Here is a 25,470-nt window from a genome sequence, read left to right as displayed (position 1 = left end):
ACAAACAGAAAAGCTTCTCCCTATGTAACATTAGACTGTTAATAGGGAGAAGCTTTTTCTATGACTATTATTGAAAGAATCCCACACAATACGTCTACACAATTCTAACAATGGTTAAATAAATATTATTAAACTGTGCTGATGTTCCTCCAGAAAATAATAACACTCTCAATTCTTTTTGCGTATTTGCCAATACAACGAATGAACGCGTAAACGTCAGTATTTCTCCCATTGATATTTCCCTCAACACTTGAGTAGGCGGTGGCGGATCTACATTAATATTCATTCCTATTTCCGCAGTAGCACCTAACATCCCCGTCGCACCACTTCCCATTACAGTGGCACTGACAAAATAAGTTGCTGTCGGATCTAATTGAATCATCGTATTGCCCACAAGAGAAATACCATCTCCTGTGGCTCCTACATTTGCCCATTCAACAAGTGTTGGACCCGTTACTCCCGTTACTCCCGTAAACCCAAAACCTAAAAATTCAGCAAATGTTGTTTCAAATGGAAGAGCTCCAGTCGGTCCCGTTGGGCCACGTAGCCCCGTTACTCCGGTTGGTCCGGTCAGACCTGTTACTCCGGTCGGTCCCGTCACTCCTGTTACCCCGGTCGGTCCCGTCACTCCCGTTACTCCCGTTGGTCCCGTTACTCCCGTTACTCCCGTCGGTCCTGTCGGGCCTGTTACTCCTGTCGGTCCCGTCACTCCTGTTACCCCGGTCGGGCCTGTTACTCCTGTCGGACCCGTCACTCCTGTTACTCCTGTCGGACCCGTCGCTCCTGTCACTCCTGCCCCGGTTATTCCTCGTAGGCCGGTCGGTCCCGTTGCTCCCGTTGGACCGGTGACTCCTGTCGCTCCTGTCACCCCTGCCCCGGTTATTCCTCGTAGGCCGGTCGGTCCCGTTACTCCCGTTGGACCCGTCACTCCCGTCGGTCCCGTCACTCCTGTTACCCCGGTCGGACCGGTCGGGCCTGTTACTCCTGTCGGACCCGTCACTCCTGTTACTCCTGTCGCTCCTGTCACTCCTGCCCCGGTTATTCCTCGTAGGCCGGTCGGTCCCGTCGCTCCCGTTGGACCGGTGACTCCTGTCGCTCCTGTCACCCCTGCCCCGGTTATTCCTCGTAGGCCGGTCGGTCCCGTTGCTCCCGGTGGACCCGTCACTCCTGTCGCTCCTGTCACCCCTGCCCCCGTTATTCCTCGTAGGCCGGTCGGTCCCGTTGCTCCCGTTGGACCCGTCACTCCCGTCGCTCCTGTCACTCCTGCCCCGGTTATTCCTCGTAGGCCGGTCGGTCCCGTTGCTCCCGTTGGACCCGTCACTCCTGTCGCTCCTGTCACTCCTGCCCCGGTTATTCCTCGTAGGCCGGTCGGACCTGTTGCTCCCGTTGGACCGGTGACTCCCGTCGCTCCTGTCACTCCTGCCCCGGTTATTCCTCGTAGGCCGGTCGGTCCCGTTGCTCCCGGTGGACCGGTGACTCCCGTCGCTCCTGTCACCCCTGCCCCGGTTATTCCTCGTAGGCCGGTTGGTCCCGTCGCTCCCGGTGGACCGGTGACTCCTGTCGCTCCTGTCACTCCTGCCCCGGTTATTCCTCGTAGGCCGGTCGGTCCCGTCGCTCCCGTTGGACCGGTGACTCCTGTCGCTCCTGTCACTCCTGCCCCGGTTATTCCTCGTAGGCCGGTCGGACCTGTTGCTCCCGTTGGACCGGTGACTCCCGTCGCTCCTGTCACTCCTGTCACTCCTGCCCCGGTTATTCCTCGTAGACCGGTCGGTCCCGTTGCTCCCGGTGGACCGGTGACTCCTGTCGCTCCTGTCACTCCTGCCCCAGTTATTCCTCGTAGGCCGGTCGGTCCCGTTGCTCCCGGTGGACCGGTGACTCCCGTCGCTCCTGTCACTCCTGCCCCGGTTATTCCTCGTAGGCCGGTCGGTCCCGTTGCTCCCGGTGGACCGGTGACTCCCGTCGCTCCTGTCACTCCTGCCCCGGTTATTCCTCGTAGACCGGTCGGTCCCGTTGCTCCCGGTGGACCGGTGACTCCCGTCGCTCCTGTCACTCCTGCCCCGGTTATTCCTCGTAGGCCGGTCGGTCCCGTTGCTCCCGTTGGACCGGTGACTCCTGTCGCTCCTGTCACTCCTGCCCCAGTTACTCCTGGTGGACCGGTCGGACCTGTTGCCCCTGTTGGACCCGTCGGACCCGTTGCTCCTGTTACTCCTGCCCCGGTTATTCCTGGTGGGCCGGTCGGTCCCGTTGCTCCCGTTGGGCCGGTCGGTCCCGTCGCTCCCGTCGCTCCCGTTGCTCCGGCTCCCGGCAAGCCCGTCACTCCCGGTGGACCAGTTACGCCTGGTGGACCGGTTGGACCCGTTGCTCCCGTTGGACCCGTCACTCCCGTTGCCCCGACCCCAGGTGAGCCCGTCACTCCCGGTGGACCAGTTACGCCTGGTGGACCGGTCGGTCCCGTTGCCCCCGTCGGACCTGGACAACAACATGTGATCTTATTTTGTGACACACGTTTAAAACATTGTACATTACATGAACATGATCGCACATAAGAGCTCTGACAATGACATGAACAGCAATCACATCTCCTCTTCGTCACGTGATAATCTCCCTTCTCCTCTTTTACATTTCTAATACATACATAATTATTTTATGGTAACACAAAGAATTAGTTACTGATTGAAAATAATCAATTAAAAGCCTTGTTATATTACATTTCACATCTCTATACATACATGCATAGGATGAATGTGACCTCACTTCATGAAAGGAGTGGATTTATTGAAACGAATTTTAACCATTTTCTTCCTCGTTACGTCAACTTTTTTTATGACTTCTTGTCAAAAAACATCAGACCAAGATGTGATACGTGTCGCGGAAGTTACCCGTTCTGTTTTTTATGCCCCTTTTTATACTGCCATTGCCGCTAATTTCTTTGCTGAAGAAAATATTGATATCTCACTCACTACGACTTGGGGTGGTGATAAAACAATGACAACACTTCTTTCAAATGGTGCAGACGTTGCCCTGGTTGGTTCAGAAACAACCATCTACGTCAAAAATCAATCTCCAATTGATCCTGCCATAAACTTTGCTGCGCTGACACAAACAGATGGAACCTTTTTAGTCGCTCGCCATGCACAAAAACCTTTTAGTTGGGACCATTTAAAAAACAGCACTTTTTTAGGACAAAGAAAAGGGGGTATGCCTCAAATGGTTGGTGAGTATGTACTCAAACAACATGACATTGATCCTTATACCGATCTCACTCTACTACAACATATTGATTTTAGTAATATTGCAAGTGCTTATGCATCAGGCACGGGTGACTATGTTCAACTATTCGAACCACAAGCAACCCTTTTTGAACAAGAAGGACTCGGGACAATTGTTGCTTCTTTTGGAGAAGAATCGGGTCTTGTTCCATACACATCCTTTATTGCAAAACAAAGTCGATTAAATAAACATCATGACCTATATGTTCGGTTCACACGGGCTTTATATCAAGGACAGAAATTTGTTCAACAAGAAGAAGCAACTACAATTGCACAACTTATTGCGCCTTTTTTTGATGACACACCTACAGATGTATTAGCTCATGCGATCACCCGCTACAAACAACAAGATTCTTATGCAGAAACACCTGTCATCACAGAGGATGCTTGGCAACGTTTATTAGACATTATGGATAAAGCAGGTGAACTACCCGAGGATGCCCCCTTCATGCAACTTGTTGAAGAAGCCATTGCTAAAGAGAGCCTAAACTAGGAGGATGAACATGGCTATCTTAAAATTGGAAGATATTTCTTTAACTTATGTAAATAAAGAAGGAACATTTCCTGCCCTTCAACATGTTTCTCTTCACGTCAAAGAAGGAGAATTTGTCTCATTGCTCGGTCCAAGTGGATGTGGGAAGACAACATTACTCTCAATTATTGCTGGATTACTTGAACCAATAGAAGGAACAAGAACCATTATCCACCCCAAAGAAGCAACAACAGATATTGGTTACATGCTACAACATGATTACTTATTCCCATGGCTTTCTATTGAAGAAAACATCACACTTGGTCAAAGAATTCGTGGTATATACGACTTTGAATCAAAACAAAATGCACTGAAGTGGTTAGATGCTTTCCAGCTTACTGACAAAAAAAAAGAATTCCCTCGCGCATTGTCCGGGGGAATGCGGCAACGAATTGCTCTCATTCGCATGCTTGCCACGAATCCAGCCGTCGTTCTCTTAGACGAACCATTTTCCGCACTCGATCAGCAAACAAAATTAAAATTAGAAAACCTCGTTTCTAAAACGCTGAAAAAAGAAAATAAAACAACAATACTCGTGACACATGACATTGGTGAAGCCATTGCAATGAGCGATCGCATTGTACTATTAACACCAAGACCTGGAAAAGTGGAACAAATTTTTGAGATTCCATCATCACTGAAACAGCAAACACCTTTTGACACAAGACAAGACCCTATGTTCCAGCAACAATTCCAACTCATTTGGAAGGAGCTGGAGCGTCTTGATCAATCATGATGATTTACACACCCAATACCTTCGTCAACATAAACAGAAAAACCAAAAAGTGCGTGTCATGCAAATACTCATCTTTGTGACCTTTATTAGCGTATGGGAAGTGAGTTCTCGCCTACAATGGATTGACCCCTTGCTTTTTAGTGCGCCTTCTCGTATCTTATCTTTACTTTACGAACAAATGGTGACCGGCGCATTATGGCTACATGCATCTGTAACGCTGTTTGAGACGATTCTCGGTTTTTTACTAGGTACAATAGCCGGTATACTACTTGCCTCTTCGCTTTGGTGGTTTCCATTTGCGGCCAAAGTTTTAGAACCTTTTTTAGTCGTTTTCAACGCCATGCCAAAAATTGCAATTGGACCCATTCTGATCGTTGGACTTGGACCAAACATCGCTTCCATTATTGCGATGGGTATGCTCATATCCGTTATTTTAACAACAATGATTATTTACACTGCTTTTAAAGAGGTTGACCCTAATTATTTGACCGTTATGAAAACATTCTCCGCCTCCAGAAAGCAAATGTTCCAGCATGTCGTTTATCCTGCGACGATACCTGTCATGATTTCAACCTTAAAAATGAACGTCGGACTCGCATGGGTTGGTGTAATCGTTGGAGAGTTTCTCGTTTCAAAACAAGGATTAGGTTATTTAATCATTTACGGTTTCCAAGTATTTAACTTTAACCTCGTCTTCATGAGCTTACTAGTCATTGCAGTTTTAGCCACTGTGATGTACCTTTTCATTGAATACCTCGAAAAACACGTCACCCGTTTTCACACGTAACAGCACGTCAAGTTTACACGTGCTGTCTTTCCATGTCATCACAACACCTTTTTTAAAGCATATTCAATAGATTCCCTTACAACATCGTCCCGCATCATAAAACTAAACCTTTCATCTGTCTTTATTGAAGTCGGTAATTCTCGTAGTAAAATAGGTCCTTCTGTCTCGTAATAATCTTTTAATGACCTTACTTCACTAATCGTTGCGACATAAATATTTTTATAAAACGCCTTTCCCGTCTTTTCTTTTACACAGTACTGTCCAATATGTGTTAATACGTCCACTTGTCCGCCTGTTTCTTCTGCCACTTCACGCCTTGCTGCGTCTTCAGCTGTTTCTCCAGGTTCCACTTTGCCACCTGGAAATTCATAACCCCTTTCCAAATGCTTTGTTAATAACCATTGCCCACCATAGCGGGCAAGCACAAACACATGTTTTGGATTATCATCAAGAAGACAGTCTTTCCCTAAGACAAGTTGAATCACATTCCCATGTACATCATGAAATGTTTGCATACACACGCCCCTTTGTTCTTTACTCTATCGCCATGTTCTAACAGAAATTTTCTTTGGTCTAATACCAAAATACACGACGATGACTGCCGCAAAAACGATACATGCATTCATAGCGAACATCCAAAAATGACTTCCTTTCATAAACAACGAAAACAACGGTGGTCCGGTAGCTACACCAACAAAACGCATGCTGTTATACAAAGATGTAATAGAGCCACGCTGTTCTATTGGAATTCCTTCTGTAACAAATGCATCAAGACTAGGTAATACTGCCCCAATGCCCATACCAGCGACAAACAAGGCCGTCAACATAATATAAATATCTTGCTTCAGGGCAACAACAAATATCGAAACAAATAGTAAAAATAACCCCACAACTGTCATCCATTTCATCTTCATTTGATCTTGACCAATTGCACGCCCTGACACATATGAAGTAATACATAATGCCATTAATGGAAACGCAAGAATGACACCTTTAGGAATATCATGAACTTGGTGCGTCTCTTCTAGATGCGTCGACAAGTAAAAAAGTACCCCAAACAATATATACATCACAAGACATCCAACAATAAAGACAATATAGAGCCAGCGCCCTTCGCGTTTAAAAATTGTCTTCACCGTCTCAATAAATTTGCCAAACGGTACCGACTTCTGGGAGAGTGGTGGGCTCTTTACAAGCAACAATAATAATAAAATAGACAGTATACAAAACAAAGGGAATGCAAAAAAAGGCATGAACCATACAATAGATGCTAGTAGTGCCCCAAATATTGGACTTAGCACCTTACCAAATGTATTCAACGTTTCAATCATCCCTAACCCTTCACTTACTTGTCGTTTATCTGTAAATAAATCACCAACAAACGGCATCACAATTGGCGCCGCTCCTGCCGCGCCTATCCCTTGGAGAAATCTCCCAATTAAAATGACCCAGTATGGCTCTTCCATCTTCCATCCTGCAAAACCAGCAATCAATCCACCGAGACCAGCAATAAATAAGCTTGGAATGATGACATGCTTACGACCGATATGATCTGATAAATACCCCGCTAAAGGGATACATAAAATCGCCACGACCGAGTAAACCGTAATTAACAAGCTTATCATAAATGCGCTCACATCTAATTCTCGTCCCATCGTAGGTAACACAGGGATTAACATAGAATTGCCCAGTGTCATGACAAGTGGTACAGAAGCTAGTGCAAATAAGCCCCCAGTTTGCTTTTCATCACTCACAAAAATACCCCTTTTTCAGCCTGATGTAGTTAGTATAAGGAAGATTACTTTTCCTATTCACATCGACATAGGGGTAAACCTCGTTACATGTTGAACAGCGACAGTTTCCTCATGACTCTAAATTTTGATACATGTGATACAATTGCTGAATCGTTTGTTCTGAATACCCTTCTACCTGTTCCACACGTCGCTTAAACTCACCAAGCATCTCATCCTTATTGTAATCATTTTTTAGTAAATCTTTAAAGACATCCTTTAGTACATCATCACGTCCAAAGATAATTTTTCCTTTAAATACAATTCCTTTTCCTTCATTTAAATCAGTGATGGATTCAATAGATGTGAACATAACAGCAGGATGATTATTTTTGCTTGTAATTACCACGCTAATTAACATATGCTGACCTTTCTCATATATTTGCTCAAACGAGGTCACGTCTGATGCTGAAACGACAGCATCTACAAACCAGACCCGCTCTTTATTTTCCATATTAATAATTAAGCCATCTTCAAGCGGGATCGGACGTTGCTTAACATGTCCATCTTGTTCCTCAATCACTTGCAAAGCATGCAGTTTATACGTTTTCACAAGTTCAACTCCCTACATCGTATTTTTTCATCTATTTACTTACGCGTGTAGTGATACGCACCTACCTCGATCCTTCTTCTCTCACCAGAAACGGCTTCTAACCGTGGGCTTCCCGGCTTTTTTTCAGCGTATTGCGGTGTGCATACAAGCTCTCTTGCTTCCCCCAGTTGCCCTTTGCGCAGTAAATATGAAAGTTCCTCCAAATCTTCTTTCAATAAAAAACTTGTCCCCGTTTTTGCGGCTAATTGCCAGCATGCTGCTGTCACTTCATTCGCTGAGGTGACCACCATCGTTTCATCTGCATCATAATATGCTTTGGCTGTATACACCTCTTGCACACAGCTTAATCCTAACTTTGTGTCATATCTCTTCGCTTGAATGACAATACGCTTCCCTTCCTTATCAATGACAAGCAAATCTGCACCAAAGTCACCACTTTTTGTTGTTCGATAGGTTTCATAGCCAATGGCCGCAAAGACGGCTGCTAAGTAATCTTCAAACTCAAGACCAGCCATGCGCTCAATGTCTCTCATTGTAATCTTTGCTACGTTCACCCTACGCCTTTGCTGTAACGTGCGCCAGATGAAAAAGATGGACAATAAAAGCGCAAACACAATGAACAACGTTAGTCCTATATTTAAAATATCCACAGTATGTCAATCCCTCTCTTTTTTTATGTTACCTCTAGAGAGATATGTTCCTTTCATTATACGAAAAGGATGATCGCGATACCAGTTTTATAGCTAAAAAATAACAAATTAAAACCGGTTAAGTTGTTCACGCAACAACTTAACCGGTTATCTTAAAAATCTTTCTTACTTCTCAAATGACGCGTCGATCTCATCAACCATTCTCTTCACAGATTCAAGCCCGCCTCCGCTCAAATACCAAACGCCACCATCTAAACTAATGATTTTATCGTTCTTTGCAGCTTTTGTCCCACCGACGAGTTCATTATCAAGAACTTGCTGCGCAGTGGATGCTTCCCCGACAGTTGCGCCACGGTCAAGCAAAAAGATATAATCAGGATCTTTTTCTGCAATATACTCAAATGAAACATCTTCACCATGATTCTCTGCAGGAATGTCATCTGCCGGCTTCACACCAAGCACGTCATGAATTAAACCGAAGCGCGATCCTGCACCAAAAGCACTCGCAGCACCTTCTGACACAGATAAGATCAAGCCATTTTTGTCTGTTGCTTCTGCACGTGTTTTCACATCATCAATCGTTGCTTGAATCTCTCCCAACTGCTTGTCTACTTCGTCTTCAGCGTCAAAGATTTCACCTAACGTTTGCATGTTTTCTTCAAATGATGTCATGTAATTCTCTTGGTCGACCATCATATACACAGTCGGTGCAATTTTACTAAGCTCGTCATAATTTTCCATTGCTCGTCCAGAAATAAAAATGACATCCGGCTTCATCTCAACAATTTTTTCGAAATCTGCTTCAAATAATGAGCCGACATCTTCATATTTGTCTTCTTCAAGTTCAGACAAATAGCTTGGGATATTGTTTTCTTTCGGGACACCGTCAACATCATGACCTAGCGCACGAATTGAATCCGTAATTCCATTATCAAAAGAAACGACGACCTTAGGATCGACCGGAACTTTGACCGGCTCTTTATCAAGCTCATGCGTCACTTCAACATATGCTTGCTCCTCTTTTTTTGGCTCCTCAGAAGCATTCTTTTCTGTTTTCTCTCCCCCACAAGCAGTCAAACCAATTGCTGTCATTACTGCGCCAATAGCTAAACCATATTTCTTCATTGATATATTCCTCCAAATGTCTTATTGATTTTAGAAAAGCTCTTTCCTAGACCTACGTAAAATACACACAAATTTTATTACAATTGACTTCTTCAATCGCAATATCCATATCATAAATATCCCGCAATGAGGCACGCGTAATGATATCTTTGCAGCGTCCGTGACTAACAATCTGCCCGTTCTTCATTGCAACAATATCGTCTGAATAACACGAAGCAAAGTTAATATCATGGACAACAATCATAATCGTTTTCCCCAAGTCATCAACGAGCCTACGCAGCGTTTTCATAATGGATACAGCATGCTTCATATCCAAATTGTTTAGCGGCTCATCCAAAATGACATAATCGGTATTTTGTGCGAGCACCATCGCAATGTAAGCGCGCTGACGTTGTCCCCCACTTAACTCGTCTATATATTGATGTTCAATCTCACGTAATGACATGTAATCAATTGCTTCATCAATGTGTTTCCAATCAACTTTTGTCAATCGGTTTTGTGAGTGCGGAAAACGACCAAAGCTAACTAATTCTCGAATCGTTAGGCGCATGTGGATATGATTGCTTTGCTTTAAGATTGAGATTTTCTTTGCTAGTTCTTTACTTTTAAATGATTCAAGCGCCTGACCTTCAATCAATACTTGCCCACGGTCTTGTTTGACCAATCGGCTCATCATCGCAATGAGGGTACTTTTCCCCGCACCATTCGGTCCGATAAATGACGTTAGGGTTCCTTTTTTCACCGCAATCGACACATCACGAACAACATCATTCTCACCATAAGATTTGTAGACGCCTTTTACTTCTAAACCGACTTGTATTTGCGGGCGTATCACTTGCTGTTTGCGTTCCATTAATGCTGTCGTCATGTTTATTTCGCTCCTTTCAAAAGCAAATAAATGAAGTACGTCCCACCAACAAAGTTGATGACAACACTTAGTGGCGCTGCATACGACAATACCCGTTCTAACATAAACGTACCTGCTACAAGCGCAACAACACTAATGAGCATAGATAATGCGATAGAATATGCATGCCGTGACGTTTTTAAAAGTTCACGTGCAACATTTGTGACGAGTAACCCTAAAAACAATACCGGTCCAACTAACGCTGTTGATACAGAAACAAATATTGCGATCACAATTAAAAATTTGCGGATCGCTTGATCATATGGGACGCCTAAATTAATTGCTTGATCTCTCCCCAAAGCGATCACATCTAAATACTTTAACTGTGGATAAATGTACACTGTCGTTGCCGCCAAAATGACGAGTGCAATCCATAACAAATCCACCTGCACATTATTAAAACTTGCAAACATCCGGCTTTGTACAGTTAAAAATTCATTTGGGTCAATTAACACTTGCATAAACGTCGACAAACTAGAAAACAGTGTGCCGCACACTATCCCGACGAGTAATAAAAAGTAAAGATTTTTCTGCTCCCTTCTAAAAAGGAGCACATACAGCAGTAACGAAAACAATACCATCAATACAAGCGTCATCCCAAACTGTACATACGTACTTACCAAGGCCAACCCTGCTGTGCCGAAAGCAAAGATTAGGATCGTTTGGATTAATATGTACAATGAGTCAAGCCCAATAATGCTAGGTGTTAAAATTCGATTATGCGTAATCGTTTGGAATACAAACGTAGAAAATGCGATCGCTGCCCCCACCGTAATAATAGCTAAAATACTCGTCGCTCTTCTTGGTAGCGCATAATCCCATAAAGTGGGCGTTAATCCAACAAACAAGTAAGCGCCAATGAATGCAAGTGCAATGGCCACGAAAATTATTAATATTGTTTTAGGACGCATAGGCACGCCTCCTAAACAACAAAAATAAAAAGAGTGCACTGCCGATGACACCAACCATTAAACCAATTGGAATTTCATATGGGAATATGATGATCCGACCTAATATATCACAAACAAGTAGAAAGATCGCACCGAACAATGCTGTTTTCGGTAGACTTTTTTTCAAATGGTCGCCTTGCATCATCGAAACGATGTTCGGCACAATCAGTCCTAAAAAAGGAATCGAGCCAATTGTCACGACAATCGTTGCTGTAATGAGCGCGACAATCGTCATGCCAATATTCATCACGCGCCGGTAGTTTAAACCGACATTCGTAGAAAAATCTTGCCCCAGTCCGGCGATTGTAAAACGATTCGCAAACAGAAACGCAAGCACAATGAGAGGAATCCCAATATAAAGAACTTCGTACCTACCGCGCAACACAAGCGAAAAACTCCCTTGCATCCAAGCGGACAAACTTTGTACCAGGTTGTACTGATAAGCAAAAAATGTGGTCACTGCGTTCACGACACTACCGAGCATTAAACCGACTAGTGGCACAAAGATCACATTTTGAAAGCGGATTTTCTCAAGAATTTTAACGAACAAAAGCGTGCCGCCTAACGCAAACAAGAAGGCGATCAACATTCGTTCCATTGTGCTAGCACTTGCAAACATGACGAGCCCAACTAGCATCCCTAAGCGCGCCCAATCCATCGTCCCTGCTGTTGTTGGTGAGACAAATTTGTTTTGTGTAAGTTGCTGCATAATTAATCCGCATACACTCAAGCTAATCCCAACAATGACAATACTCATTAAACGCGGGATCCGACTTATAAGCACTGTTCTTAGTTGATCTTCTGACCAATTAGGCATATCAAACAGCGAAATATCTTGCACACCTATAAATACCGATATGACCGACAAAACAAGTAATAGCGGGATAAGGCACTTATATTTCATTAAATTGACCATCATGGAACAGCTTTGTCTCCTCTTAAAAACCACATCATCATTGTAATGGGCAATCTCCCCTTCCCGACAATGATATTCATTTTCAATTACATTTTTGAGTTTACCATAAATTCAGCGGACGTCAACCCCTAAGTGAGAAAGTTTCTCATCTTTTTTTATGATTGCTTTTATAAGAAATGGATACATTAAAAAGAAGGTCTACTTTTTAATTCCTACTTGACTGATAGGAATATAGATAATATGATAGGAAGCATCGATCATGATATGAAATAATTGTTTCGTAAACTCCCTATAAAGAAAGGAATCGCTATATATGAATACATTGCAAACATTTGCAATCATTGTCTTTGCCCTCATGCTAATAGGAATACTTTTTTACATGCAAAAAAGACATATGTCTTTTTCGACTCGTGTCTTTACTTCTCTTGGGTTAGGTGTCATTTATGGTTTACTGCTCCATGTTCTGTTTGATGCTGAATCCATTGCTTTAACACAAGCACTTGACTGGATAAATCTACTTGGCACAGGTTACGTCCGTCTATTACAAATGATTGTCATGCCACTGATCTTCATTTCCATTTTAGCCGCCTTTACGCGCCTCACATTAACAAAAAATCTCGGAAAGATGAGTGCACTCATCCTTGCTGCCCTCATTGCTACAACATCCATCGCAGCTGGACTTGGTATCGCGTCTGCGTCTCTTTTTAACCTTGAAGCGATTGAAATTCCTAAAGGTGAAAGTGAAATCACACAAGGACAAGCAATTGAAGAACGCTACGAAGAGATGGACGCATTGACACTTCCTGAACAAATTGTCCAACTCATTCCCGCAAATCCTTTTCTCGACTTAACTGGTGGTAGACCGACCTCTACTATTGGTGTTGTCATTTTTGCGCTTTTCATTGGTGTTGCCTACTTAGGTGTACGGCGAAAGCAACCAGAATCAGCTGATACATTCAAAAACCTGATCGATGCCCTCCACGCCATTATCATGCGCATCGTGACACTCGTGCTGAGATTGACGCCTTACGGTGTGCTCGCAATCATGATTCGTACAATCGCCACGAGCGATTTTGGTGCTGTCGCATCACTTGGAAAGTTTGTTGGCGCTTCTTATGTTGCACTCATTGCGATGTTCCTTGTCCATTTACTCATCCTCACTTTCCTAAAAATGAATGCTTGGACATATATGAAAAAAGCATTCCCTGTGTTGGCATTTGCTTTCACCTCACGTACAAGTGCAGGGGCATTGCCAATGAACATTGAAACACAAAAAAAGCTTGGTGTCCCAAGCGGTATCGCCAATTTCGCTGGATCTTTCGGATTATCCATTGGGCAAAATGGTTGCGCCGGCATTTATCCAGCGATGTTAGCGGTCATGATCGCACCAACGGTTGGTCAAAACCCACTTGAGCCTAGTTTCATTTTCATGCTGATAGCTGTCATTGCAATTAGCTCCTTCGGTGTCGCTGGTGTCGGGGGCGGGGCAACATTTGCCGCAATTCTCGTCTTATCGGCATTAGACTTACCAATCGCGTTAGCCGGCTTACTTATCTCCATCGAACCACTCATTGACATGGGGCGAACAGCCGTCAATGTATCCGGGAGCATGGTTTCTGGGCTCTTTACCGCAAAAGTAACTGGGGAATTAGATAACGACACATATAATAACCCGGAGATGAAGCTTGATACGCAGGTGGAGCCAGGGTAATTTGAGTAAGAGGGCTTGAAGATAAACTTCAAGCCCTCTGTCTGCTCCAAAATTGCTAACGCGGCTTCATTACGTCCTAAGTGTAGACCAGTCACGTGGGGCGTTTTTCGCTTCACGCAAAATTATCCACGGGGTCAAAATCTATAATTTCCTAGGCAAGTACATAAGTCGCTTGCGCAGACAACGGGAATGCCATTTCATACACATCTATAGCGGAATGCGGGGTCAATACAGCTTGTTGGATGATCCCTTGCAATACCGGACGACCTACATAGTCATCAAGTATTTTTGCGGCAGCGGCGACTGTATCGGGGTGGGCGCCGGCTGCGACGAGTGTGTACAAGGTAGACATATATTGTCTTAATATCGGATCAGAAGACGCTTGTCGATTTAACAATGGATCAGTGCTCCAGTTCGTTATCCCTTGCATGAATGCTGGATTTTCCATCAACTTAGCTGCCTCTGCACCGATATTCACCTTGCTCGTATCGACTTCTGGCGCTTTCTCATGCAACGTGGCGTTGTTTGCAAAGTATCCGCCTACCTCCATGATACTTACACCCGTCATCCGCACGCCGCCGGTCATGATCCAGTTCAACCACAGGGGTTCCGACAATCGCTTTCCAAACACAAATATGTACGCTCCCATTTCCATGATCATACGATGACAATGGGAGCGATTAACATCAATTAAATTTTGGACCGACATGAAAATCTATACCAAAAAGACCCAAGAGTAAGTCAAGAGAGACAAGAATAGTTCCGCCAATAATACCTGAGATGAATACCCATCGCCACCTAAATTTAGATTTATATGGCTCCTTGCTCATCAACTTTGCGATAACCACGAATAACCAAGACAAGATAAAATAATTTACCATTACCATTTAAACAGTCCTTTAGCAGCATCGCAACAAGAGCTAAAGACCAACCAAATAAAATGTAGTAGCCTAATCCTTCCCACATTGCTATTTGCCTCCCAATCCAAATAAGTCTTTCAGATTGTCAAGGAAATCACCTGAACCAAAGTTTGTATCATAAGACACATTTCCGTCTGGTGTTACTGTAAACATAACTTTCCATCCCATGTTTTGCCATCATCACTGATATACTCTGTTCAAACCTCTATTCATTAGATATTGGCTTGGTTATCGTCCATCAATGTTTATACCGAAAAGACTAAACATCCATTTAATCAAGATAAGACACAGACCCAAAATGATGCCATAGACGAATGTCCACAACCATCCTTTTCTGTTTTTTCGTTTGGCACCAAAATTGATTAAAATAGCCATACCTAGGCCAACAACAATGTAGAAACCAAATGAACTCCACATTTTATTTATCACCTTTATCGTCTTTGTTGTCCAATCCGAAAAGCCCTAGAGCAGAATCCCAAAAGCCCTCTGCGAAATCTGTAGAGCGCTTCACATCACCACTTGGTTCTATAGTAAACATAACTTTTCCGCTCCAAGTTTCCCCATCATCCTCGCTGATATATACCAATACTTGTTCCGTTCCGGCTTCTGGTACAGGAGTTCCAACGATTTCTTTCCATATTGGTATATTAGTTTCAGCAAAGTAGCCAGCTACAGTTCTTACGCCATCAGCTCCTGTACCCCCAAGACTTTCATTTAGTTTATCGTTTATCTTTCCAGACCCCGGTATCTTTGTAGCCCCTTTACCCAATAAATATGATGCATAAAAATTCGCCGAAACATTTACACCTTGAGCTACAATCGAATTTACACTTCCTTGCTTCGCACCTTGCGTATAATATACAAGATCAGGATTATCACGTAACAGAATAAACTGTCCATCCATCATAGCATAATTGACATCGTGTCCATTCACCTTAACCGTCTCCACATACTCTTCAATCCCCAGCGCCTCATAATCCACTGGCACCCCTCTAGCGGTCATCTTGTCTCCATGCCCTTCCCACTTATATATCACGTTCCCATCGCCAGGCTTCCCTGTTGATGACAGGTTTGACCTCGCCTCTTGCACCTGCTGTACATAAGTGGCTTGCGCAGACAGCGGGAATGCCATTGCATACACATCTGTAGCGGAATGTGGGGTCAATACTGCTTGTTGGATAACCCCTTGCGACACTGGACGCCCTACGTAGTCATCCAATATTTTTGCGGCAGCGGCGACTGTATCGGGGTGGGCGCCGGCTGCGACAAGTGTGTACAACGTAGACATATATTGTCTTAATACTGGATCAGTTGACGCCTCAAGGTTTAACAGTGAATCCGTGCTCCAATTGGTTATCCCTTGCATGAATGCTGGATTTTCCATCAACTTCGCTGCCTCTGCACCGGTATTCACCTTGCTCGTATCGACTTCTGGTGCTTTCTCATGCAGCGTGGCGTTGTTCGCAAAATAGCCGCCTACCTCCATGATACTTACACCAGTCATCCGCACGCCGCCGGTCATCGTCCAGTTCAACACTTGCTTGAGCGTCGTTTTTAACTCTGAGAGTTCCGTCCGCACTTCGGCCATCAATTCGACGCACGCTTGATCGAGCTCATACAAGCCTTCTAGCACTTTTTCTGTATGTTTACGCGCACTGTCGACGTATTGCAACCGATCTGTATCTTCGTGAATCCGAAGCTCTCCATTCAGCCAAAAAGCCCCTGCCGCCAGCATTTATGACGACGGGAGCCGCGTTCTTAGACTTCACCACCCGAATTGACCGAAAGCCGCATCCTCAAAATAAACTTTTTAACCAAGGAACGATAAACATGTTCAAAGTAATAACAAATAAACTGAAACCGATTATTCCAATGAAAATTTTTCTTTTAGACCATTTTTCTTCGGAAGAACTTTTAACCATCAAACATAACATCGTTCCAATAATAACACTTAATATCACATTCTGGAGCATACGTCCACCTTCCCTATATCGATCTTATGGTTGTTTATTATCTTCTCGCTCATCAATCCCCCCATTTGAATAAGCCTTTGGCAGCGTCCCAAAAACCATCCGCAAAATCTCGCGAAATTTCCACATTCCCGTTTGGTTTTAGAGTAAGTAATAGTTTTCCATTCCATGTTTCACCGTCATCATCACTGACATACACTAATAATTGCTCTGTTCCGCTTTTAGGTATCGGGGCTCCGACAATTTCTTTCCAAACAGGCACGACATGATGCTGAGCAGCATAACTCCCTGCATGTCCAGCAATTCCGATTGTTTCCTTACTATAGCGATCTCTTAATTTATCTGCACCTGGGATCTTATTTGCACCTTTGTACAAGCCACGAGTACCATAATATTCAGCTCCAAGATATCCACCAATCGCCATGAGCCATTCTGCCTTACCGACCTTGGTTCCTTGCGTATAATAAACAAGATCAGGATCATCACGGAACAAAATAAACTGGTTATCCTCTGTGATCGTGTACCTAATTTGATAATCACCTATATCGTCCACTTTAGGTTCAATCCCCAGCGCCTCATAATCCACTGGCACCCCTCTAGCGGTCATCTTGTCTCCATGCCCTTCCCACTTATATATCACGTTCCCATCGCCAGGCTTCCCTGTTGATGACAGGTTTGACCTCGCCTCTTGCACCTGCTGTACATAAGTGGCTTGCGCAGACAGCGGGAATGCCATTGCATACACATCTGTAGCGGAATGTGGGGTCAATACTGCTTGTTGGATAACCCCTTGCGACACTGGACGCCCTACGGAGTCATCAAGTATTTTTGCGGCAGCGGCGACTGTATCGGGGTGGGCGCCGGCTGCGACAAGTGTGTACAACGTAGACATATATTGTCTTAATACTGGATCAGTTGACGCCTCAAGGTTTAACAGTGAATCCGTGCTCCAGTTCGTTATCCCGTGCATGAATGCTGGATTTTCCATCAACTTAGCTGCCTCTGCACCGGTATTCACCTTGCTCGTATCGACTTCTGGTGCTTTCTCATGCAGCGTGGCGTTGTTCGCAAAATAGCCGCCTACCTCCATGATACTTACACCCGTCATCCGCACGCCGCCGGTCATGATCCAGTTTAACACTTGCTTAAGCGTTGCTTTTAACTCTGAGAGTTCCGTTCGCACTTCGGCCATCAATTCAACGCACGCTTGATCGAGCTCATACAAGCCTTCTAGCACTTTTTCTGTATGTTTACGCGCACTGTCGACGTTGTTGTATACATCTTCTGTTTGCAGCTTGCCGAGGTTGATGATGTGGCTTACTTCTGCTGCGGCGCTGTTGATGTTCTTTTCACTTTCCGCTAGTGCTTCTTCATAATTGTCATAGCTATTCGGTAGTTGCGTTTTCCAAAATTCCTCTGACACCGAGCCATTTGATTCAGGCTCAAATTCCAAAACTCTTTCTTTCATCTTTTCAATTTTACCAATGAGGGTCGCAAAAACTGCGCGGAAGGACCGGATCGTGGGCAGGTGCATATGATTGTGGCTATTCATCACCCCGTGTGAACCTTCTCCTTTAAACGCACCTTCTGTATTAACAACAAGCGTGATTCTTGCCTCTGCCGCCTCAAAAACAGCATCATATGATTTGATCGATTTAAGGTGCTCGTCCATTTCCGATAGGTGTTTGTTTACATCACTTTCTAACTCACCTTTCAAATCTTCAACAAAGAATCCCCTGTGCCATCCACATATAATGACGACAGGGGGCGTTTTTATAAACTTTTCAGCCATGAAATAACGAGCATCAAGATAGTTACCCCCACGAATAATATAGGGAATACAATTAAGAAAGATTTTATACCGAACTTCTCTTTGTTCTCACTAGAGTGTCTAGCAGCCAAGAAAATGATAATAGCAATACCAGCGTATAACAATAAGTCTCCTAGCAACTACTCTACTACTTGCATTGGTGTGTGTCATCGTCCTTGATAAAGCGTGCCCCTGTGCCAGGTATGATGTATGACAACAGGAGCGATTAATGTCAACAATAAAGTTGATCTATCTTAGGATGTTATGGGGATTTATTCGAATTTGAATATCCATCCCAGTAAAACATAATCGACAGGCGCGCCTCTAGCGGTCATCTTGTCGCCTTTTCCTTCCCACTTATACAACACTTGTCCTCCGCCGGGCTTCCCGCTCTTCGTCATTACTTACAGTTGACATTCATCTAAGCCTTAAACCATATTCTATACCAAAAAGACCAAACACCCATTCCAAAAGTAAAAGAAATACTCCGCCTATAATTCCGGCTATAATCACCCATAGCACACTTTTCCTCTTCCCTTTTTTAGCAAAAAGATTTACTACAATAGCAAATCCCCAACTCCAAACAATATAATACCAAAGCGCTCCCCACATCATTTAGCCTCCAATCGCTATGGCAAACCGGGATCATTATTTGTTTTTTTCCTCGTCGTTATTACCCCATTTGAATAAGTCACCGAAAACATCCCCAAAATCCTCACCAAATTGCATGTAAGGGTGTGCCTTTGGCTCACCAGGTTTTAGCTCAAACCGCACCTTCCCACTCCAAGTTTCACCACCATCATCGCTGATGTATAATAGTACTTGTTCGGTTCCTACTTCAGGCACAGGAGCTCCGATGATTTTGTTCCAAACAGGGATTTTTGTTTGTACTGCAGACAATGCGAGGCCTCTGCCAAAATTACCTAGTACTTCTCCAGCAGTATCATCTATTTTCCTATTAACACCTTTAAGACCAGGTATATATCTAGCTCCCCCGCCAATCGCATACGCTCCAGCAAAAGTGGCTGTATGATTCCCGACAAAAGCCATTCCTGCCGCCATTTCACCAGTCTTGGCACCCTGTGTATAATATACCAGATCAGGATTATCGCGGAACAACACAAACTGGCCATCTATGACCTTGTGCCTAATTTCATACCCATTGACTTCAGTTACCTCAGGTTTTTTGACCCCCAACGCCTCATAGTCCACCGGCGCTCCTCTAGCGGTCATCTTGTCTCCATGCCCCTCCCACTTATATATCACGTTTCCATCGCCAGGCTTCCCTGTATTTGACATCGCCTCTCGCACCTGCCGTAAATAAGTGGCTTGCGCAGACAACGGAAATGCCATTTCATACACATCTGTAGCTGAATGTGGGGTCAAAACAGCCTGTTGCATGACCCCTTGCGACACTGGGCGACCTACATAGTCATCAAGTATTTTTGCGGCAGCGGCAACTGTATCGGGGTGGGCGCCGGCTGCGACGAGTGTGTACAACGTAGACATATATTGTCTTAATACCGGATCAGTTGATGCCTCCAGATTTAACAGTGAATCCGTGCTCCAGTTCGTTATCCCTTGCATGAATGCTGGATTTTCCATCAACTTCGCTGCCTCTGCACCGGTATTCACCTTGCTCGTATCGACTTCTGGCGCTTTCTCATGCAACGTGGCGTTGTTCGCAAAGTAGCCGCCTACCTCCATGATACTTACACCCGTCATCCGTACGCCGCCGGTCATGATCCAGTTCAACACTTGCTTGAGCGTGGCTTTTAACTCCGACAGTTCCGTCCGCACTTCGGCCATCAATTCGACGCACGCTTGATCGAGCTCATATAAGCCTTCTAACACTGTCTCTGTATGTTTACGCGCACTGTCGACGTTGTTGTATACATCTTCTGTTTGCAGCTTGCCGAGGTTGATGATGTGGCTTACTTCTGCTGCGGCGCTGTTGATGTTCTTTTCACTTTCCTGTAGTGCTTCTTCATAATTATTATAGCTATTTGGTAGCTGCGTTTTCCAAAATTCCTCTGACACCGAGCCATTTGATTCAGGCTCAAATTCCAAAACTCTTTCTTTCATCTTTTCAATTTTACTAATGAGGGTCGCAAAAACTGCGCGGAAGGACCGGATCGTGGGCAGGTGCATATGATTGTGGCTATTCATGATCCCCTGTGACCCTTCTCCTTTAAACGCATCTTCTGTATTAACAACAAGCGTGATTCTTGCCTCTGCCGCCTCGAAAACAGCATCATATGATTTGATCGATTTAAGGTGCTCGTCCATTTCTGATAGGTGTTTGTTTACATCTAGGAACTTCATGCTGAAAACCTCCTTTACGTGACTGTCTAGCCCATTTTACCGGCTAGCTCTTTATCGACGACTTCATAACCTTGTATAAGTGCTTGCAACTCCATTTCTGTCTGGTACAACGCATTCATATAATCTTTCACGTAGCCATCTAGCTCTTCTTTCACCGCATCTAATTCGCTCAGCCCATCGAGATCATCACTAGATGTACTGACAGACACCGATTGGAAGCTGCCGGCGATTTCAGCTACACCTTGAAGCAATGTATTGACTTCTTCTACATTTATTTGTAACTCCATAGGCACATGTCACCCCCTTCTATTCATTTTTTGACCGCTGTTTTTCTTTTAAATTACTGATCGTATCTGACTTTGAACTAATGCTTTTTCTATTGTCACTAATTGTTTCTCTCAGGTCGTCTCTTTCACTGTCAATCGCATCAATCATTTCTTGTACTTGCTCAGGTAGATGCGCATGTCCGTTTAACACGAGGTCTCGCTCTGAGCTTTCATGGTTTGTCGCATGCGCCCCTGTTGAACCAGGTTCACCTGTTTCAGGGCTTTTAATTAGGTCGTCATAAGATTCCACACTACTTTTTTCCGTCACTAATTTACGACGCGTCTCCCATAATTCTGCCCGACGATTCTGCGCCAACGCAATTGCATCATTGAGATCTTGAATCTCAATACTCAGTGCGTTAATCCTACTTGAATAATCACTCATAACGTATACACCTCTCTTTACGTCATTACAGTACGTTTATCTTCCTTTCATTCTATTAAACCGCTTTCTCTCGGTCAAGGATCTTCCGCTTCTCATCTCGTCGTTCGGCGCCAAAATGACGCAAATCAGCTGCTTTTATGTACGACACACCTCCCTTTATCAAAAAGGAAAAACGCAATCACAATCCACAATAATATGAATCGCGATTGCGCCCCGTTAACATCAATTAGTATCCAATGCGGCTACGAATCTCTTGGTCTGTTGTTTCTACAACGTTTGCAATATCATCCGTTTGCGTGCTAAGCTCTTCATATAACTGAATAAGCTCTTCTACATGCTTACGCTTCTCTTGCCACTGAGCGGAGAATCCTTGGAATGCTTCCCCTTCCCATGTAGAACCTAACTTGTCAATGCGCGCATCTCCTCTTTGTAAAAGATCTTGGTAAGATGATGCGTCTGTACGCGTTTCATTCGCCTCTGTTCGTAGTTCTTCTGGTGTCATACGAATTTGTGCCATGAGTTCGTCTCCTCCTAGAAAATCATATTGTTTATATTACAATATTAAGAATAAGCTACATAAGATTGGCACGTCAACCCCTATTTAACAATTTATCCTTCTTTTTTCCATCATTCCCACGAGATTTGTCTACATAGCCTCTTTAAAGGTAGGACGATAAAAAGCACAATGCCCCCTTAATCGCATTTCTAATCTAAAATAGCAAAAACATGACCTGAATCCCGAGAAAGAGAGCAATAACAGAAAACATGATCTCAACGCCAATGGTACTTTTTGCTCTTAGTCTGGTTGTTTGTTAAAGTACAATGCCATAGCCAATTAACACGAAGACCAACAAAACCGAAGAATTTAAAAGCAGTCACGCCTGTTGCAAACCATAGATCGCTCAACATAGGAAAACATACAATATCGCTTCCCCTCATCATTTGTGTAACCCATCCCATGTCCAAAATTAACGAGGGGCTGCCCCAGATGGCGCTTTTGGGACAGCCCTTTTCATGACTTATTGAGAATGAGGAAAGTTCGTTATAATTGGGTGAGTAATGTCTAGAGGTTCGACATCTGCTGCACTTTGCACACCCATTGTCACCATCAAGCACACTGTCAACATAAAGGTACAAAAACATCGTTTCATCGTTAAACCTCTCCTTTAAATTGAGATTTGTCGATCTTTTGCACTTCTCGCTCGACAAGTGGAAGCAAATTCATCAAACCTTCTTGTGCAAACCGACGCATTGCTTGAGCTAAAAGAGACGTGCTTCCTGTAGCTTTCCCTCTGTAAAAAATTAAAAAGGCATTGGTGTTCCCTGCTCGTTCCAGCTCCTCAATGAGCCACAACGCTTTTTCATGTTCATTACGAACAATATATTGGTGTACCTGTTCTCGAGGATTTACTCCCTCAATGTCAAACCGCTCACCATTCACATTCCACACAAATGGCAGGTCCTGTTCTTGTAAACTGCCACTGTAATCTTCTAAACCCATCTCTTCCGCATAAAAAACTGCACGCTGTATATATTGCATACTGAGAGGACTTGGATCAGACATATTAGAATCAGAACTATTCGGGCGCAATAAAGTTGCATGCGAAAGCAAATGATAACAATAAGCGAGCATCACTTCTGGTGTGGCGCCATTTATAACTGACTGAGCTACATGCCTTTCTGCTTCCTCTGATTTACCTTGATTGTATAACAGATCATAAGCAATTTGAAATCCTGCCCTGCTTTCGGCTACCTTCTTCGCAAAACATTCTTCTACTTGCGCTAATTTCTTTGGTACTTTCTTACCAAGATATGCCGCCTTTGTGTGATAACCTAACTTTAAATAAGTAGCAACCTCCAGCAACTCCAACCTTACCTTCAACAACGGATCCGTCACATGTCCAACCAAGTCACGCGCTTGATCAATCGTTTCTTCATGTGTGATATTCTCCTTCATCACATCGAGCAACAGTTGATACACACGTGCCCATTCTTTCAGTGAGTCACGGTCTTCTCCCCATTTGATGAGTTGTTCCAATAAGTCAATTTGTCTATATTGCACAGCATATTCAAATGCATCACGAATGTGCTCAGCCGTTTGAAGTGCGAGTGAATATTCATTTATCAACAATATCAGCCGATCAGAAGCAAACGTCCTCACAGCCAGCATCACTTGTTCAAACGATAACACTGGATGACCTTGCTCATCTCGTGATAAAGCCAAGTCGCGCATCACCTGATTTGTCCACGCGTCTTCTTTCTCCCATAACCCCATTTGTTGTAAATAATCTTTCGTTTCCACACTAATTTGCTCGGGAACCATTCCTTTGCGATATTGCACAAAGTTCTCACGCCATCGCTCTCGATATAATTGCAATACACTCTCCGCCTTTCCAAATGAATGTTCTTCTAAAAACAATTTTTCGACGTGATCATCCGGCATTCCTGCTAAAAGGTGCCCTTTTCGTACGACATTTTCTTGCATTCACAAGAAAATAATCCCGAAAACTGTCTTATTAAGTCGTCTCTAAACCCCATCCACCATCTTCCGTACATCCCGATCGCAAAGGGCAAGTAACGCCCATAACATAATCCAACCACTAACAAATAGATATGAATATTTGATATGCCACATATCGGCAATAAAACCGTTAAACAATAAACCAATTGGCATTAATAATCCTGCAATCGATGCAGCCGTTGCCATCACCCGCCCGCGATATTCAGGTGCGATCGTTGTAATTAACAGCGTCTGCAATGTAATCATAAATAATGCTTCTCCTATGACCATCAACATCATCAAGCCGACCCCGAGCCAATAATTTGTCGTCCAAGCTGTCGCAAACATGCAAACTGACACAAGCATCATACAGACCGAAAAGAAAATACCTGGACGCTTTACACGCTTGACGACTTTTCCGGCGAAGAGTCCGACCCCTATCCCCGCCAACGTTGCTGCTGCCATAAACATGCCATAATCACGTGCACTGCCGCCAAACTGGTCTGTCACAAGTACAACAAGTAAGGCACCGCCAATCGCAAACACATTGATTAAAGAGCTAATGACAACAAGTTTAAACAATGACCGATTTTTCTGTAGGACGTTTAAACCAGCGACCATTTCTTTCATTAATGATGCCTTTTTCGGCGTCATTCCCGTAGCATCCGTCTTCTTTATCGCTGTCTGCACTACAAGAAGACAGAGCATGCCACTTGCAAGCAAGTACACACTTGAATGGGCAAGAATAATTCCCACATAACCGATGGCCGCAAGTAAAAAGCCAGCGAGTGCATTCCCTAATAAATCGGCCGTCCCATTTACTGAAGTCATATAACCATTAATTGTAGGAACCTTTTTTAACCCCACTGCTGGTGCCAATAAACGATTCTTGGCTGATCCATTTAAAATCGCAAACGACTTATGTAAAAACATAAAGACATATAAACCAACGATTAAAAAGTTTACTTCAAAATAAAAAGCACACGCAAGCACTACCCCGCCCAATGCCACAAGCACATAACCAATATGAAGCAATAATTTGGCAGGGTGGCGGTCAGAGAATGCACCAATAAATGGACCGATGAAGGTTGATGACAACACAGACACAGCTGTAAATAATGATGCTGCCACTGCGGAGGATGTTTGTGCATAAATATACCAAATGACCGTCAATGCAAATACACTTTCTGCGACAACCGTTAGAAATTGATTCCCTAATAAAACCGATGTATTCCGTTTCCATTGCGGACTAACCGCTTCTTCTTGATGTGTTTTCGTTTCAGCTGCTGCGCCCGTCGCTGGCATATG

24 protein-coding genes are annotated in these 25,470 nt (G+C 43.9%); 4 read left to right on the top strand and 20 right to left on the bottom strand.

Annotated features, from left to right (window positions below; all coding sequences use genetic code 11):
- Positions 1-94: 94 nt before the first annotated feature.
- Positions 95-2,317 (bottom strand): beta strand repeat-containing protein, encoded by a 2,223-nt coding sequence (locus NSQ26_RS01455; protein WP_499719956.1) that lies wholly within the window; start codon positions 2,315-2,317, stop codon positions 95-97.
- A 440-nt stretch (positions 2,318-2,757) separates the two neighbouring features.
- Between NSQ26_RS01455 and NSQ26_RS01450 the strand changes: the two genes are divergently transcribed.
- From NSQ26_RS01450 to NSQ26_RS01440, 3 genes are read left to right on the top strand one after another with little or no spacing between them, the layout of a single operon-like run.
- Positions 2,758-3,762: an ABC transporter substrate-binding protein gene (locus NSQ26_RS01450; RefSeq protein WP_499718902.1), complete on the top strand. Its 1,005-nt coding sequence runs from the start codon at positions 2,758-2,760 to the stop codon at positions 3,760-3,762.
- 10 nt (positions 3,763-3,772) lie between these two features.
- Entirely contained in the window at positions 3,773-4,537 is a 765-nt protein-coding gene (locus NSQ26_RS01445) for an ABC transporter ATP-binding protein (RefSeq protein ID WP_499718901.1), read from the top strand.
- On the top strand, positions 4,527-5,324 hold the full coding sequence (locus NSQ26_RS01440) for an ABC transporter permease (protein WP_499719955.1): 798 nt from the start codon (positions 4,527-4,529) through the stop codon (positions 5,322-5,324). Before NSQ26_RS01445 ends, NSQ26_RS01440 begins: the two co-directional genes overlap by 11 nt.
- A gap of 38 nt (positions 5,325-5,362) precedes the next feature.
- Here the strand turns inward: NSQ26_RS01440 and ytkD are convergent, their stop codons facing one another.
- The 8 genes from ytkD to NSQ26_RS01400 all read right to left on the bottom strand — a co-directional run bounded on the left by ytkD (position 5,363) and on the right by NSQ26_RS01400 (position 12,203).
- On the bottom strand, positions 5,363-5,839 hold the full coding sequence (gene ytkD / locus NSQ26_RS01435) for an RNA deprotection pyrophosphohydrolase (RefSeq protein WP_499718900.1): 477 nt from the start codon (positions 5,837-5,839) through the stop codon (positions 5,363-5,365).
- Between the two features lie 24 nt (positions 5,840-5,863).
- Positions 5,864-7,078 (bottom strand): MFS transporter, encoded by a 1,215-nt coding sequence (locus tag NSQ26_RS01430; RefSeq protein WP_499718899.1) that lies wholly within the window; start codon positions 7,076-7,078, stop codon positions 5,864-5,866.
- A gap of 109 nt (positions 7,079-7,187) precedes the next feature.
- Positions 7,188-7,667: a YwpF family protein gene (locus NSQ26_RS01425; RefSeq protein WP_090776309.1), complete on the bottom strand. Its 480-nt coding sequence runs from the start codon at positions 7,665-7,667 to the stop codon at positions 7,188-7,190.
- Positions 7,668-7,702: 35 nt separating this feature from the next.
- Positions 7,703-8,317 carry a restriction endonuclease gene (locus NSQ26_RS01420; protein ID WP_499718898.1) on the bottom strand — a complete coding sequence of 205 codons (615 nt, stop codon included), beginning with the start codon at positions 8,315-8,317 and terminating at the stop codon, positions 7,703-7,705.
- Positions 8,318-8,482: 165 nt separating this feature from the next.
- Positions 8,483-9,442 carry a siderophore ABC transporter substrate-binding protein gene (locus tag NSQ26_RS01415; RefSeq protein WP_499718897.1) on the bottom strand — a complete coding sequence of 320 codons (960 nt, stop codon included), beginning with the start codon at positions 9,440-9,442 and terminating at the stop codon, positions 8,483-8,485.
- A 52-nt stretch (positions 9,443-9,494) separates the two neighbouring features.
- On the bottom strand, positions 9,495-10,310 hold the full coding sequence (locus NSQ26_RS01410) for an iron ABC transporter ATP-binding protein (RefSeq protein WP_499718896.1): 816 nt from the start codon (positions 10,308-10,310) through the stop codon (positions 9,495-9,497).
- Positions 10,311-10,312: 2 nt separating this feature from the next.
- On the bottom strand, positions 10,313-11,260 hold the full coding sequence (locus NSQ26_RS01405; protein WP_090776313.1) for an iron chelate uptake ABC transporter family permease subunit: 948 nt from the start codon (positions 11,258-11,260) through the stop codon (positions 10,313-10,315).
- Positions 11,250-12,203 (bottom strand): ABC transporter permease, encoded by a 954-nt coding sequence (locus NSQ26_RS01400; protein WP_090776408.1) that lies wholly within the window; start codon positions 12,201-12,203, stop codon positions 11,250-11,252. The genes NSQ26_RS01405 and NSQ26_RS01400 overlap by 11 nt, the downstream gene beginning before the upstream one ends.
- A 325-nt stretch (positions 12,204-12,528) precedes the next feature.
- Between NSQ26_RS01400 and NSQ26_RS01395 the strand changes: the two genes are divergently transcribed.
- Positions 12,529-13,926 (top strand): L-cystine transporter, encoded by a 1,398-nt coding sequence (locus NSQ26_RS01395; RefSeq protein ID WP_499718895.1) that lies wholly within the window; start codon positions 12,529-12,531, stop codon positions 13,924-13,926.
- A gap of 151 nt (positions 13,927-14,077) precedes the next feature.
- On the opposite strand, the gene NSQ26_RS01390 is transcribed toward NSQ26_RS01395, so the two are convergent.
- From NSQ26_RS01390 to NSQ26_RS01340, 11 genes are all read right to left on the bottom strand, one after another.
- Positions 14,078-14,557, bottom strand: coding sequence for a hypothetical protein (locus NSQ26_RS01390; protein ID WP_499718894.1), 480 nt, complete (start codon positions 14,555-14,557; stop codon positions 14,078-14,080).
- Between the two features lie 179 nt (positions 14,558-14,736).
- The gene (locus NSQ26_RS01385) at positions 14,737-14,892 is read right to left on the bottom strand and encodes a hypothetical protein (protein WP_499718893.1); all 156 of its coding nucleotides are present in this window, start codon (positions 14,890-14,892) and stop codon (positions 14,737-14,739) included.
- 372 nt (positions 14,893-15,264) lie between these two features.
- Entirely contained in the window at positions 15,265-16,581 is a 1,317-nt protein-coding gene (locus tag NSQ26_RS01380; RefSeq protein WP_499718892.1) for a T7SS effector LXG polymorphic toxin, read from the bottom strand.
- A gap of 290 nt (positions 16,582-16,871) precedes the next feature.
- Positions 16,872-18,608, bottom strand: coding sequence for a T7SS effector LXG polymorphic toxin (locus NSQ26_RS01375; RefSeq protein WP_499718891.1), 1,737 nt, complete (start codon positions 18,606-18,608; stop codon positions 16,872-16,874).
- A gap of 435 nt (positions 18,609-19,043) precedes the next feature.
- On the bottom strand, positions 19,044-19,238 hold the full coding sequence (locus tag NSQ26_RS01370) for a hypothetical protein (RefSeq protein WP_499718890.1): 195 nt from the start codon (positions 19,236-19,238) through the stop codon (positions 19,044-19,046).
- A gap of 36 nt (positions 19,239-19,274) precedes the next feature.
- A complete protein-coding gene (locus tag NSQ26_RS01365; RefSeq protein WP_499718889.1) occupies positions 19,275-20,951 on the bottom strand; it encodes a T7SS effector LXG polymorphic toxin in 1,677 nt (558 codons plus the stop codon).
- 26 nt (positions 20,952-20,977) lie between these two features.
- Entirely contained in the window at positions 20,978-21,238 is a 261-nt protein-coding gene (locus NSQ26_RS01360; protein ID WP_499718888.1) for a DUF5344 family protein, read from the bottom strand.
- 19 nt (positions 21,239-21,257) lie between these two features.
- Positions 21,258-21,662 carry a YwqH-like family protein gene (locus tag NSQ26_RS01355; RefSeq protein WP_499718887.1) on the bottom strand — a complete coding sequence of 135 codons (405 nt, stop codon included), beginning with the start codon at positions 21,660-21,662 and terminating at the stop codon, positions 21,258-21,260.
- A 226-nt stretch (positions 21,663-21,888) separates the two neighbouring features.
- Entirely contained in the window at positions 21,889-22,179 is a 291-nt protein-coding gene (locus NSQ26_RS01350) for a WXG100 family type VII secretion target (RefSeq protein ID WP_499718886.1), read from the bottom strand.
- A gap of 636 nt (positions 22,180-22,815) precedes the next feature.
- Positions 22,816-24,147, bottom strand: coding sequence for an AimR family lysis-lysogeny pheromone receptor (locus tag NSQ26_RS01345; RefSeq protein WP_499718885.1), 1,332 nt, complete (start codon positions 24,145-24,147; stop codon positions 22,816-22,818).
- Positions 24,148-24,189: 42 nt separating this feature from the next.
- Complete coding sequence (locus NSQ26_RS01340) at positions 24,190-25,467, bottom strand: MFS transporter (protein ID WP_090776315.1); 1,278 nt, start codon at positions 25,465-25,467, stop codon at positions 24,190-24,192.
- Positions 25,468-25,470 lie beyond the last annotated feature (3 nt).

The organism is Bacillus sp. FSL W7-1360 (genome assembly GCF_038592975.1).
Lineage (GTDB): Bacteria > Bacillota > Bacilli > Bacillales > Bacillaceae_D > Shouchella > Shouchella lonarensis.
Note: the sequence above shows the minus strand (reverse complement) of the source record. Positions and strands in the feature narration are given on the sequence as shown.

What these genes read in the sequence shown, in the direction of transcription:
- NSQ26_RS01410 (WP_499718896.1), bottom strand. Translation starts at nt 10,310, where the DNA reads ATGACGACAGCATTAATGGAACGCAAACAGCAAGTGATACGCCCGCAA.
- NSQ26_RS01340 (WP_090776315.1), bottom strand. Translation starts at nt 25,467, where the DNA reads ATGCCAGCGACGGGCGCAGCAGCTGAAACGAAAACACATCAAGAAGAA.
- NSQ26_RS01385 (WP_499718893.1), bottom strand. Translation starts at nt 14,892, where the DNA reads ATGTGGGAAGGATTAGGCTACTACATTTTATTTGGTTGGTCTTTAGCT.
- NSQ26_RS01360 (WP_499718888.1), bottom strand. Translation starts at nt 21,238, where the DNA reads ATGGAGTTACAAATAAATGTAGAAGAAGTCAATACATTGCTTCAAGGT.
- NSQ26_RS01370 (WP_499718890.1), bottom strand. Translation starts at nt 19,238, where the DNA reads ATGTGGGGAGCGCTTTGGTATTATATTGTTTGGAGTTGGGGATTTGCT.
- NSQ26_RS01375 (WP_499718891.1), bottom strand. Translation starts at nt 18,608, where the DNA reads ATGGCTGAAAAGTTTATAAAAACGCCCCCTGTCGTCATTATATGTGGA.
- NSQ26_RS01355 (WP_499718887.1), bottom strand. Translation starts at nt 21,662, where the DNA reads ATGAGTGATTATTCAAGTAGGATTAACGCACTGAGTATTGAGATTCAA.
- NSQ26_RS01345 (WP_499718885.1), bottom strand. Translation starts at nt 24,147, where the DNA reads ATGCAAGAAAATGTCGTACGAAAAGGGCACCTTTTAGCAGGAATGCCG.
- NSQ26_RS01395 (WP_499718895.1), top strand. Translation starts at nt 12,529, where the DNA reads ATGAATACATTGCAAACATTTGCAATCATTGTCTTTGCCCTCATGCTA.
- NSQ26_RS01350 (WP_499718886.1), bottom strand. Translation starts at nt 22,179, where the DNA reads ATGGCACAAATTCGTATGACACCAGAAGAACTACGAACAGAGGCGAAT.
- NSQ26_RS01400 (WP_090776408.1), bottom strand. Translation starts at nt 12,203, where the DNA reads ATGAAATATAAGTGCCTTATCCCGCTATTACTTGTTTTGTCGGTCATA.
- NSQ26_RS01415 (WP_499718897.1), bottom strand. Translation starts at nt 9,442, where the DNA reads ATGAAGAAATATGGTTTAGCTATTGGCGCAGTAATGACAGCAATTGGT.
- NSQ26_RS01365 (WP_499718889.1), bottom strand. Translation starts at nt 20,951, where the DNA reads ATGAAGTTCCTAGATGTAAACAAACACCTATCAGAAATGGACGAGCAC.
- NSQ26_RS01445 (WP_499718901.1), top strand. Translation starts at nt 3,773, where the DNA reads ATGGCTATCTTAAAATTGGAAGATATTTCTTTAACTTATGTAAATAAA.
- NSQ26_RS01380 (WP_499718892.1), bottom strand. Translation starts at nt 16,581, where the DNA reads ATGCTGGCGGCAGGGGCTTTTTGGCTGAATGGAGAGCTTCGGATTCAC.
- NSQ26_RS01405 (WP_090776313.1), bottom strand. Translation starts at nt 11,260, where the DNA reads ATGCGTCCTAAAACAATATTAATAATTTTCGTGGCCATTGCACTTGCA.
- NSQ26_RS01450 (WP_499718902.1), top strand. Translation starts at nt 2,758, where the DNA reads ATGAAAGGAGTGGATTTATTGAAACGAATTTTAACCATTTTCTTCCTC.
- ytkD (WP_499718900.1), bottom strand. Translation starts at nt 5,839, where the DNA reads ATGCAAACATTTCATGATGTACATGGGAATGTGATTCAACTTGTCTTA.